Raw genomic sequence first — 13371 nt, forward strand, 5'->3', positions numbered from 1 at the left:
CAGGTTAAGGCTTTAAATATGGACTTAATTGATCCGAAGTTACAAATATTCCTCTATATGCCGGCACAGAAGCCTCTAATGTCCACAACAAAACACCTTTTCTATTGGTAAGGACTACAATATGCCTTTTTGAGCTGCAACATAAAATGTTTTCTCTGTTAATCAGATACGCGCTGCCCATCCGGTCGTTATATATTTGTGAAGGCAGTTGAATATGCATATCTAAACTTGCACTTTTGGTTTGCTCATTTATTTTAAAGGCATAAGCACCTGATTGATGTTTTTCAATTCCATTATCAAAGAACATTAAGTTTCCTTCTGTATTAATATGTACGGCATGGGCCTGGGAGAAACCCGTATTGGCTGGCATTTTAATGTTACCACATTTGCCGAATTTCCAGATTACTTTACCGGTTTTAGCGTCAATTTTCCAGATTTGGCCATTATTATAAAATGAAATAATATAATTTCCATCTTTATCATAGTTTAAACTATTGGCGTGCATCCAATCTTTTTTCGTTTTAAGCAGTGCTTTGTCGCTAAAGGGATCAAGGCTATCAAACACACTCCATTTCCAGATCTGTTTTCCTTTTTTATTCATTACTAAAATACCATCACCGTTAATGGTATCTTGTTTCTTACCACCAATACTGCTCAAATCGGAAATTTTCTGATCAACAAATAGGGTAACCAACTGCCCTTTTTGGTTTTTTAAAATTTCGTGGTGAATGGTCTGTTTAAAATCACCCTGGCCTTTTTTTAACATGAGAACGGTATCGCCCTCTAAATTAATTTCCAGGATCTGACTACCATAACTTGTTGGCTCATCATTACCGCCTAAAATCGACAGCAAGGTTTTATCTTTTGTAAAATTAATTACCTTAAAACCAACATTATCTACCATATGGTACCACCGCAACCTTCCTTTATAATCAACCAGGTAAGCCATGCCGGGAGCATACCTTTTGTTAACCAGGATTAATCCGTTTTTTAAATCTTTTGGTATTAACTTATCATCAGCACTTTTTGCTTTAAATTGATCTTTAAGCCACTCGGGCAATTCATTAGAAACAAAGTTGTAGGTTTTGCTTACTTTTTTGGTACCATTTTTTATGGTGATAACCTGGTAAGCATAGCTGGTTTTTGGCATGATGTTACACAGCACAAACTTGTGTTTACTTTTATTTTTAGACAGTGCTGTACTTTCTTTCTGTGCATCGGGAACTTTATCTGCCCAGTATTCTATGTAGGCATCAAAAGCAGCATTGGCAACCACATCAACCTGTATTTTTAGCACATTGTTATTGTGTAAGCCTAGCTTAATCTCTTTAATGCCCTCTACCTGGTTACAGCCGTAAAACGTAAGCACGGCAAGTAAAACAACAAGTTTAAATAAACACCTCATATAATGGAAATATTAAAATCTAGGGATAGCCGTTTTTAAATAAAAAAGAATATGCAGCAAAAACTACATATTCTTTTTATCTACAATTAAAAGTAAGAAATTATTGTCTGCCAGAATTATTTAAATTCGGATTTATATTCACCTGGTTTAATGGATATGGAAAAAACTGATCGCGTGGCATAACTACTGTAGGCGTTTGATTGGTGCGCTTTAAGTAACCGTTTACTACGGCCTCATACTTGCCAAACCTCATTAAATCTGCTCTCCTTTTTCCTTCGTAAAACAATTCCCAACCGCGTTCTTGTAAAAGGGCATCTTTCAGAGTGGTTTGGTTGTAGTTTGCAGCTACCAAAAGCTTGGCGTGTGATCGTCCTTTTACCTGGTTAATCAGATCGATACATTCGGCATTGGGACCACTTAATTCATTTATCGCTTCTGCCCTACTTAATAATATATCTGCGTAGCGGAGTATATTTACACTATGCCCATCGTAATAGGTATTTGCTCCATTTGGATCAGCATATTTCGCTGTGGCCACATCTTGCATATAAAAAATACCTTCCGGAGGAGTAGCACCTAAGGTAGGCGCTTGTTTGTGTACCAATTTATCCACGCCCAGATACTCAGGAAAGAATAGTTTCTTACGATCATCAGCATCATCAAAACTGTTGTAAAAATCCCAGGTTACAGCGTAATATTGCCACCTGTCTGTTAAAACAGGATGTTGTTGTGGGCCAAAGTGATTTAGCAATTCTGTTCCATTAACATTTGCATCGCTCAAAACAGAGAAAATATTCTCTGAACACCATTGATTTTTTTCTGCAAAAAGCCCCTCATAAGTTGAAAAAAGTGAGTATACCTTTAAATCCATTACTTGTTTGGTTACATCAACAACTTTTTGCCATTGGTGCTGGCGCAGGTACAATTTAGCCAATAGGCTAAGTGCGGCACCTTTTGTTGCACGGCCAACATCGTTGCTGGAATATATGGAATTATTCACATAATTTAAAGGTAAAGTTGTAGCTGCTGCTTGAAGATCATTAATTAAAAATGTTTCAATCTGATCTAGTGGAGTTAATTGTTTGTTGGCAAAATAGTTAGGTGATTTACTCGCCTCTTCCACATCTTTTTCAGTTGCTAAAACTACCGGGCCCCAGGCATCGGTTAAATCCATATAAGCTACGGCCCTTAAAAATTTCATCTCAGAAAGGAATTGGCTTTTTTCTTCTGGAGTAATTGCACTCATGTTAGAGAGGTTATAAATCGCATTATTTGCATTTGCAATAAGCTTATAAATTTGTCGCCAATCTTCAGCAATCAAGCCATTTGCTGAGTTCCATTGTACATTTGATAACTGACCAGGATCTCCTCCATAGCTGCAATGTCCAACATCTGTGGTTAAATCAGTCAAAGCAAAATGCCTAACTGTCCAATAATCAAAATTATCGCCAACAGAGGGGCCTTTTAAACGGGCATAAACGGCATTTACCGCAGCAATAGCGTCGGATTTTGTTTTAAAAGCATTGCCTAAGGTTAAGCTACTATATACTACTGGTTCCAAATCCTTTTTGCAAGAAAACTGCAAAAGTACAACTGCAGTAATCGCCAAAATAATCTTATATCTTTTCATCTTTTTATCTTTATTAATCCTAAAATTGGAAAGTAACACTAGTTGATCGTCAATTTTACACCTGCAGAAAATGTTCTGAATGCAGGGAAGGCATTAAAATCTATCCCTCCTCCAAAATTACTTCCTGAATGTGAGTTAACTTCAGGATCGGTTCCACTATAGTTGGTGATCGTAAATAAATTCTGGGCTTCTGCATATACCCTGAAACCTTTAATTACTTTGATATGATCTAACCATTTGGTAGGTACATTGTAGCCTAAAGAAACTGATTTCAATCTTAAATAGGATGCATCCTCCACAAAACGCGAATTAACATAACTGCCATAGGTTGTTAAGAAATACCCTTCACGTGGAATATCTGTATTTTCATTGGTACCTGCAACAAACCTGTTCAATGCATCTGTGCTCGTTGTAGATTCCAACACCAATCTGTTCATATTATACAACGAATAACCGAAAGAGCTTTGGAAGAAGATATTTAAGTCGAAACCTTTATAATGGAAATCATTACCAAAACCCATTGTAAAACGTGGTGTAGAGTTACCCAAAAAGGTCATATCATCGGGTGTAATTTTACCGTCGCCATTAACATCCTGATATTTCGGATCGCCCGCTTTAGAACCTGGCTGTGGAGCATATGTTTCTCCTGTTTTAATTACACCAGAATAAATGTATCCAAAAAGTTCACCAAGTTCACGACCAGGTACTACTCTTGAAAATTCGCGACCTGATACTGTACCACTCGGATTTGCCGTATTAACAGAAATTTGATTAACAGGACCTAACGACAATACTTTTTGACGGTTAAGTGAAATATTGAAATTGGTATTCCAGGTAAAGTTATCATTACGAACATTTACCGTATTCAATAGAAATTCGATACCACGGTTTTGGATAGAACCAGCATTTACAGTAATGGAGTTGAAACCCCAATACTGTTCTAATGGAATATTAATTAACAAATTGGTTGTTTTCTTTGCATAAAGATCAATTGTTGCATTTACACGGCCGTTCAGAAAACCCATATCGATACCGAAGTTATATTGTGTAGTACTTTCCCACTTTAAATCAGGGTTTGGCAGGGTTTTAGGCTCCGTACCAATCTGCAGTGGGCTGCCTGGATCTAATACAGTGCTATAATTGGTAAAAGTTGCCAAATACAAGTAATTAGGAACCCGGTCGTTACCTGTTACGCCGTAACTTGCACGTAGTTTTAAGTTCGAAAAAGTATTTAGATTTTTGATAAATTCCTCATCGGTAAATTTATAGGCAACAGCGCCCGAAGGGAAATATCCATAGCTGTAGTTGGGTCCGAATTTCGAAGAACCATCCCTTCTTAATGTAAATGATGTAAGTAATTTATCTTTATAGTTATAATTTACCCTGCCGTACATTGAATTGAAGGTAGATTGCTCTTTAAAGCTATTGTAACCGTTGCCCAAATTGCTAATGGTAACTCCAGAACCGTTTGGAGTCGAACCTGCACCAAGGTTATAGAATAAATATGCATCTGTAGGGAAACCTTTACTACCCGCAGCTAAATAATCATTAACATCTTTCTGACTGGATACTCCGGCTAAAAAAGTAAAGTCATGATCTCCAGTTTTATATTTATAGGTTAAATAATTTTCTACCAACCACCTAAATGTAGTTGAACTCTTTTGAGCGGCCAAGCCACCGTTTTTTGCGCCTGCACTCAAAGTTCTAGGTATATATTGCCCCTCATTGAGGTTGGTATACTCAGCACCCGCCCCTAAATGATAAGTTAAACCTTTAATAATTTGATAGTCTAGAGAAATATTTCCGTTTACCAATTTATTGTTACTCGTATTTGTAGGCTCCAATAAACTTGCAAGGGGATTATCTTTACCTTGATAACGGTAATAACTTCCATCAGGGTTGTAAACCGGAATATTAGGCAGCCCGGTTAATAAGCCGAACAATGGTGCAGTAATATCAGCAGAATAAGACTGTTGTAATACTTTGGCACTAGATCCATAAAAATTAGCGCCTAACTTTAAACGTTCATTAAGTGTTTTTTCAGCACCTATTCTGGCTGTATATTTTTCTAACCCGGTACCCTGCAAAACACCTTTTTGATTAAGGTAATTTCCAGAAACATAAATTTTAGAATTCTGGTCGCCGCTGCTGATACTCAAACTTCTGTTATGTACAGAAGCTGTTTGCGTTGCTTCATCCAACCAGTTTGTATTTGCAATGGCAAAAGATGATGGGAAAGGTGCAGGCTTACTATCTTCAATGGCTGTTGCATTTTGAATAGCCGTGTATTGCTGCCCGTTTAATAGTGATGGCTTATAAGTTAAAAACTGGTTACCATTTGATAAATCCAAATCGATAGCTACCCTACCGGCCTTGCCTTTTTTTGTTGTAATTAAAACAACACCATTGCCTCCCCTTGCACCATAAATTGCTGCAGATGATGCATCTTTTAAAATCTGAATATCTTCAATATCGTTCGGATTTACCGTACTTCCATTATCGGATATAAACCCATCTATAACATACAGCGGGCTGTTGGTTGTATTGATGGAATTACCACCCCTTACCGTTATAGACATGCCTGCGCCTGGTGCAAAACTGGTTTGCTGCACCTGCACACCTGCAGCCTTACCCTGTATTGCCTGACCGATGTTAGAGGTTGTACCACCAAGATTCAGGTCATCGCTTTTTATTGAACTGATGGAACCTGTTAAATCTGTTTTGCGCTGTGTTCCATAGCCTACAACCACAACTTCGTTCAGCTTATTTAAATCCTCTTCGAGATTTACATTTACTACATTAGAAGCCCCAATAGTAACCTTTTGTGTTTTGTAACCAACCAATGCGAAAGATAAAACCTTTAATTTTCCTTTCAATGTAAGGGTAAATTTACCGTTGCCATCAACAGAGGTTCCGTTTTTCACATCTGTTTCTGTTACCGAAGTTCCAACAGCTGGCAGTCCTTTTTCATCTTTCACCGCACCGGTTACCACTGTTTGCGCACTAACCGCCAGCGGGAGCAAAAGAATTAAAGAAAAATAAATAGATTTAAAAAGAGTCGTTAAAAAAGAGCGTTCAGGTATAGGAACATTTTTCCTATAATTCTCCGTGGTTTGTTCGTAGATTTTGGTCATAGTGTTTTGTTTGATAGTTGACTGCTCACAAAAAAGCGAGGGCTATTCTTTCTTGCTTTTATAATATTAGGGATTAAAGCACTTATTTAAATGCAAAAACACTGCGCAATCGATTGACTAAGCACCTCAACAGCACTTAAAACAAAGATCAAAATTGAATGGGGAATGATTAAAAGGCAATTGCTATGGAAAGCGATCAGGAATTAGGATTAATTCGTGGAATAACTTTCATAAATAACCTGTTCATACTTTGAAATGGACTTTCTGTATTTGTTTTAATCACGAGATTGGCATTTACAGAGGGCTCAAACCTGGCACTTACACCTGTAAAATTAGGGATCAGCTTAAGATCGGCATCTTTGTACAAACCTTTTACATCTCTCTCTTTACAAACCGTAAGGGGACAATCTAAAAACACCTCATAATACTTTTCGCCAATAATATTGGCTGCTAATGCCCTGTGCTGTGCTAGTGGAGTGATAAATGAACAAATCGTAATAATATTGTTCAACATCATTATTTTGGCTATTTCTGCGGCCCGCCTGATATTTTCGGCCCGATTTGATTCGCTAAAACCTAAATCTTTATTAATCCCTTCACGAAGTACGTCACCATCCAATGTGGTAACAAAAAAGCCTTCGCTTTCGAGTTTTTCTTTCAATAAAGTTGAAATGGTCGTTTTACCAGATCCTGATAGACCAAATAACCAGATCACCATTCCGTTTTGCGCTGGAATATTATTTTCAGACATCAGTTCAACAGGCATATATTATTATTAATCTATTTTACACAAAAAGCCTTCATTTAACAATGATACTTTATTGTAAAGCATCGGCAGCCCGGATAAGGTATGCATGTGGCAACCGCTATACAAGATTATTGCGTGCCCCGCAGCGGTATCCCATTCCATTGTAGGGCCTGTTCGAAGGTAAATCTGGGCCTTGCCTTCGGCCAGTAAACAGAATTTAAGGGAGCTGCCCACGGCAATAAAATCTACAATTGGATAATCGGCAAGTATTGCGCGTTCTTCGCCATCAGCATGCGATCTGCTTACCGCTGCCGTCCAGTTATTGGCCTTTTTAATTGCATTTATTTTTAAAGGTGGCTGTCCGGGAGTTTGTTTCCAGCTGCCTGAAGCTTCATTAGCGTAGTATAAAAGATTTTGTACCGGAATATAAATTACCCCCAATATTGGTGCATTTTTGTAGATTAAGGCAATATTTACAGTAAACTCACCATTTCTCTTAATAAATTCTTTAGTTCCGTCCAATGGATCTACACACCAATACAATTCCCAGTTTTTCCTTTCTTCGTAAGGAATGCTTTTTCCTTCTTCTGAGAGGATAGGAATTGCAGGATACTGTTTTTTCAGTTGGAAACAGATGATATCATTTGCTATTTTATCGGCTTTGGTTAAAGGAGAAGAATCACTTTTGGTTGAGATTTCGAAGTCTTCTTCATTATCGTAAACAGTTAAAATTGCTTTTCCGGCTTCAACCGCTATTTCCAGTATGCTATTTATATCAATAGTATCAATCATGTTATTTTAAACGCTTGCTGTTAAATACTGCGATTTTATTCTTTTTAATATTGCTAATTGTGGCCCCCGGTTATCGAGATCTGATTGACGGGCATTTAAAAGTATGCTTTTTTTAAGCAGATCGTTTTCATTATTATACCCTTCAATATCATTTTCAGAGATTTGCTTACGTTTATTTTCCGGTCTATCTAACTTATAACCCAAATCGGTTAAGGTTTGGTGGTTTATAGATTCAAATATGTCGATTTCTTCTGCACGGAGTTCTTTCCTATACTTGCCTGTATTGTCTTTTATAATCGGCTTGGCCAAATTTTCCCACATTTCGCCTGCGCTGGCTGTTGCTTTCGATTCTTTTGAATGGTGAAAATCCAACATGCGTTCTGAATAATCAATGGCTAAAAAGCGGCACAATTCCTGAATCACTTTTGAAGGATTGGCAATCAATTCTTCATAATTTAAAGAGAAAAACCAATCTTTTGTAATTTTCCTTGACAGCTCAATACAAGCATTTTGATCTGTAAACCATTGTTTAGCCAGCTGATAGATGTGTTTTTCGCCAACAATTGCCTTTTTAAACGAGAGGGCAACATCCCGCCCGTCGCGGTATAAATAAATGTATTTTAAATTGGGGTTGTGCTGTTCAAGGTTGGCCGCATAATGCACGTTAGCCATACTTTTACAACACCAGTACCTTGCGTTTTTGGCAATTGCTGCAGTTTCATAAATCAATCTATTGATTTCGAAAAGGCTATATGTTGTTGAGTTTTCAAAAATCCAGGTTTCGCTAAGCTCAACACCATCCCAGGGCACGGGGTTAGCTTTTACGTAACTTACTACATCTGCAATGAGTAGCTTATACTTTTCTTCAGTTAAAAATCCGTACAAACCAAGCAAGGGCACAAAGGTGACCAGAATATGTGGGGGATGGGGTGAGGCAATCTGCTCAGACTGATCTAATATTACCCTCAACAAATTGGAACCGGATCTTTGTGTTCCAATAATCTGAATACCATCCGGCTTTAAAAAACTTTCCATTATATAAAAATTGATACTGTACCAAGAAAAATTGCACCGAGTATTAAATAAACAGGGCTTAATTTATATTTAAAGCTTACTATTAAAGCGGCAATGCATATTGCGGCCACTAAAAGTGTTCGGGGCTGAAGTAGTAATATTTTAATGGCTGAAGAAATAATCAGCCCCACAACCACCACTTTAATTCCTGAGATCATGCTTTTAATAAAAGGATGGTCTTTGGTTTTATTAAAGATTTTTGAAACCACAATCATTAAAATGGCCGAAGGGATAAACATGCTGCAGGTAGCAACAAAGGCACCTAAAAAACCACCCAGCTTAAAACCTATAAACGTTGCGCTTACCAGGATTGGGCCTGGCGTAACCTGACTAAAAGCAATTACATCAATTAATTCCTTCGCGTTAAGCCAATGCAAATCTTTAACCAATAGCGATTGCATAATCGGAATTACCACATAACCTCCTCCAAAAAGAGAAATACTGATTCCCGAAAAAACAGTAGCTATTTTGAATAAAATGTTCTGATAGGATTTAAATGCAGCCGTAAAAAATAAGATTTGATTGATGAATAAAACGGTTACGGCGATAAATGAAAATGACTTTATTTTTAGTTTAAAATTGGTTTTAAAGCTACTCATCACTTTAATCTGATCAACTCTATTCCTGTCGAGCATTAAACCTGCAATTGCCCCTATAGCAATAAGTGCAATTGTAATTAAGTAATTTCCTTTGATCAGATCGAGCGTTGTGGCCAGTAAAAAAAGGAAGATTTTAGCATAATTAAGCGCAATTTCCTTTTTAAACAGCTGTAAACCGGTTGATAGTATAATAATGCCTACAATTGCACCAACATATTGCATTATGGATGTCCAGGCCATACTTTGCCCATTTGATAAATACATGTAGGCCAACGCCAACACTAAAGTACAGGCAGGAAGCAATACCGCGAACATACTTATAGCGGCACCCCATTTCCCTTTTAACAAATAGCCAATATTGGCAACCACATTAACTGCCATAGGGCCGGGCATAAAAGCTGCTACAGTAACGCTGTTTAACACATCCTCGTTATCGATAGACTGATCTTGCTCAACCATAATCCGTTGAATTAATGAAACCAGTGCCATATGACCGCCAAAACTCACGCAACCAATTTTTAGAAAGGTTAAGAAAAGATATTTCAGCGTTGTTTTTTCTTTGGTTATATCGCCTGCTACTAATAACTCCATCTTTTTTGTAATGATTTAACTTGAATGCTTAAACAATATACCATTTATTTTTACGCAATAAATGTAAATCATCTTTCGAATTACTTATCCGATTATTGGTTTTGTTTAAGTACCTAATTTATGCGATTTTGAATGCATAAACCATTAAAACACCACGCAAACGTTTGATTAAACCCACGAATTGATGGTTTTATGAACAAAACAACACCAAATATTAAGAGACGGATTTAGAAATGGGCACGAACTCCCCTATTTATTGAATATTTTTAAAGAATTTAAAGGAAAATGCTGCTTAAAGTGCGTGTTTTTATCAAAAATGTATCCACAAACGTTTGCGCGAAGATTCTTTCTTAATTCTTTAATAAAAAGCCCCTAACATTTACTTCTTAAAAGCAATTGCCAGGGGCCTGATCAAAATTTAAAAGCTTAACTTAATTAACCGTATTGCGGGGATTACTTCTTTCGTTATTTGCACCTACTTTGGTTAACTTGTAATTTAACGATAGGTAAAAATACCTGGTAATGTTATTGTAGCGCACATCTTCTATCCGGCTGCTGTTTACAATTCTATCAATGCTGGTATTTTGATTCAAAATATCAAACCCTTTTAAACTTAGTGTTACCCTGCGTTTCATTAAATACTTGTTAATGCCTGCATTAAGCAAAAAGTAATTGTTGTTAAATCCGTCTGCACGCCCGGCTGACCCAACATGGTTCACATCGGCCTCTACCCTTAAATCTTTAATAAACTCATAACTCAGGTTAAGGTTATTCTCCAGACTAAAATATTTGTTATCAATTGCCGATTCGGCTGTATTATTTATCTTGGTATAGGCAACGTAAGCATAAATACCAGCATTAAATTTATCATCAATATCATAACTCCAGTTAATGTTTGGCCCGATTTCGAACCTGTTGGTAATGTTTTTAGCATTGCTGATAAAGTTTGTTCTATGTTCGGTAAAGAAGTTCATTCCATAGTTCATCCTTAATCCTTTAAGTTTTGATGGCATACCGAAAAATGTTCCTGCCCGCAGGTAATAATTGCCGTTTACATTTATGGGTTTAACCGTTTGGATTCCGTTATTATAGGTAATATCATTGCCTGTATCATCAAAAGATAAATTGTACAGGAAATAACCGTTCCAATAGTGGTTATTATCGGGGCTGAACGTATTGAAATTGACCGAAAGGCGATGATTTTTTCGTGCTTCTAAATCAGGGTTTCCAATCCTCTGGTATAACGGATTGGTATTGTTCTGCACTGGCTGTAAATCGGTTACCGATGGCAGATTAACACTTGCGCGATAATTGATGGCTATGGTTTGATTGGCTTTATTCTTAAAATTTACCGTTAGCCTGGGCAATAAGTTATAATAAGACTTTTCGATATTGCCAATGTTAGTACCAATGTTATTCAATACGTTTGCATTTAATAAACTTTGCTGGCCATTTAATCCAAAATTATAAGTCCAGTCTTTACCTGTATAAATAAAGCCCAAGCCAGCAGTTTGCAGGCTATTATGGTTATCGAAAGTATTGGTTAACGAAGGAACAATAGTTTCGTAACGATCGGTGGTTGAGTTATAATCAAAAGTAAGCTGTTGGGCATCTACAATACTGCGCGTATAACCATAGGCTACATTGGCACTCCATTTTTGATTTAAAGGCCGGGCATAATTTCCATTAATGGTATAGGTTTTGGCTGCGTTTTCCTGGTTGGCCTGCTGGTTAATATTGGTAACGTTAACCGCGCCGTTTACATATTGGTTTAGCAGCGATTGGTTGAGCCAATCGGCATTGTAAGTATTCTGAGTGCCATTTAAGCGGATTGATACTGAACCCTTTTTATTTGGCAACCTTCTGAGTACGGTAAATTCGCCAAATAATGAAGGCGTAAAATTATGTTGGTTATAATACTGAGTTCCATCGTTTGCCTTTCCTGTAGCATCAAAATTTGCATTGAAAGTTCGGTTGTTAATGTTGGTGCTATTGTTTAATATCACATTCGGACGCAATACAATATCGGTTAATGAATCTGGATGATATTCTGCCTTGAAATTGAATCGGTGTGCCTGGTTATTGCTGTTCCGATCAGTATTATCCAATGTACGTAAGATATCGCCCGAGCTTAAATCCTGAATATTTGATAGTTTATTACCTAAACCGGAAGAGAAGTAAGTAAAATAACTCCCGCTAATGGCTAACTTATTGTTTTTGCCCCATGAGTTGCTGTAGTTTACGCCACCACTGTGCGTAGTATATAACCCAATGGCATTGTTATCAAAAACGCCGCTTCCTCCTATAGTGGTTTTACCATTATTGTTGTTAATTGAAAAACTTCCCCCGGCAGGCGGTGCGAATATATTTCCAATGTTTCCTCCACTAAAACTACTCAGGTCATCATAACCAAAACTGGCATCGTTGGTATTGTTGCTCATTCCCAAAACTGCAAACTGCAAATTCTTATTAAAATGGTTCGCACTTAAATATGTTCCGTATTTATCGGTATTACCCCCGGCAAGGTTGGCATTGCCAAACCAGCCCTTTTTCTTATCCTCTTTAATGGTTAAATTTAAAACCTTTTCCCTTTGCCCATCATCAATTCCGGTTGCTTTGGCTTCCTGTGTTTTGCTATCAATCAATTGTACTTTGGCAATGGCATCGGCAGGTAAATTCTTAGTGGCGGTTTTAGGGTCGGTACCAAAAAAGTCTTTTCCATCCACGGTTAAACGGGTAACTTTTTGTCCCTGTACCAAAATGCTCCCATCTTTATCAACTGTTACGCCTGGCAACTTTTTCAGCAGATCTTCTACCGCTGCATTTGGCCTGGTTTTATAAGCATCGGCATTAAATTCGACAGTATCTTTTTTTACCGTTGCCATAGCATACCTACCGCTAACTGCAACATCTTTTAAAGCTATTGCATCTTCTTGCATTTTGAATGTTCCAAGGTTAAGCACTTTTCCGTTTACGTTAATTTTTTTCGTAACCGGATTATAACCCATTGCAGAAATCCTGATCTGATAATCTCCGTTGGCAACAGTGTTGATGGTAAATTCGCCCACCTTATTGGTTACCACACCAACTTTTTTGGTTGAGTCGGCTATGTTTGATAAAATAACACCTACATATTCAATCGGAAGGTTGGTTTTCCCATCAATAATTTTTCCATTGATACTGGCAGCCTGTTGTGCGAAGGATTTCGTAGATATGATGCACAGCAACATCAATAAATAGATTTTCATAACTGAAATTTTGATTTTTCTTTAGTTTGTTTGAAAAACCTTTTCTCAAGGTTTCAGCTATAAGACACCAAAAGATGTAAAGTGTGACAAAAAAAGATATTTTTTTTGTCTGGAAAGTTAAAAAGTTCCAGAAACGTAGCATTTACCGGT

8 protein-coding genes are annotated in these 13371 nt (G+C 37.2%); all 8 read right to left on the reverse strand.

What is annotated here, in order from left to right:
• Positions 1-4: 4 nt before the first annotated feature.
• The 8 genes from ACZZZW_RS23845 to ACZZZW_RS23880 all read right to left on the reverse strand — a co-directional run bounded on the left by ACZZZW_RS23845 (position 5) and on the right by ACZZZW_RS23880 (position 13221).
• On the reverse strand, positions 5-1405 hold the full coding sequence (locus ACZZZW_RS23845) for an aryl-sulfate sulfotransferase (protein ID WP_463497214.1): 1401 nt from the start codon (positions 1403-1405) through the stop codon (positions 5-7).
• A 100-nt stretch (positions 1406-1505) separates the two neighbouring features.
• Positions 1506-3035 carry a RagB/SusD family nutrient uptake outer membrane protein gene (locus ACZZZW_RS23850; protein WP_055910213.1) on the reverse strand — a complete coding sequence of 510 codons (1530 nt, stop codon included), beginning with the start codon at positions 3033-3035 and terminating at the stop codon, positions 1506-1508.
• Between the two features lie 38 nt (positions 3036-3073).
• Positions 3074-6169 carry a SusC/RagA family TonB-linked outer membrane protein gene (locus ACZZZW_RS23855; protein ID WP_463497218.1) on the reverse strand — a complete coding sequence of 1032 codons (3096 nt, stop codon included), beginning with the start codon at positions 6167-6169 and terminating at the stop codon, positions 3074-3076.
• A gap of 196 nt (positions 6170-6365) precedes the next feature.
• On the reverse strand, positions 6366-6935 hold the full coding sequence (cysC, locus tag ACZZZW_RS23860; protein WP_055910140.1) for an adenylyl-sulfate kinase: 570 nt from the start codon (positions 6933-6935) through the stop codon (positions 6366-6368).
• Between the two features lie 9 nt (positions 6936-6944).
• Positions 6945-7709, reverse strand: coding sequence for a 3'(2'),5'-bisphosphate nucleotidase CysQ (gene cysQ / locus ACZZZW_RS23865; protein WP_055910142.1), 765 nt, complete (start codon positions 7707-7709; stop codon positions 6945-6947).
• Positions 7710-7715: 6 nt separating this feature from the next.
• Positions 7716-8744, reverse strand: a complete 1029-nt coding sequence (locus ACZZZW_RS23870) for a sulfotransferase family protein (RefSeq protein ID WP_055910145.1) — start codon at positions 8742-8744, stop codon at positions 7716-7718.
• Positions 8744-9973 (reverse strand): chromate efflux transporter, encoded by a 1230-nt coding sequence (chrA, locus tag ACZZZW_RS23875; protein WP_055910148.1) that lies wholly within the window; start codon positions 9971-9973, stop codon positions 8744-8746. The genes ACZZZW_RS23870 and chrA overlap by 1 nt, the downstream gene beginning before the upstream one ends.
• Positions 9974-10404: 431 nt before the next feature.
• Positions 10405-13221 (reverse strand): TonB-dependent receptor, encoded by a 2817-nt coding sequence (locus tag ACZZZW_RS23880; protein WP_055910150.1) that lies wholly within the window; start codon positions 13219-13221, stop codon positions 10405-10407.
• Between the last annotated feature and the right edge of the window lie 150 nt (positions 13222-13371).

Source organism: Pedobacter sp. AC379 (assembly GCF_979258145.1).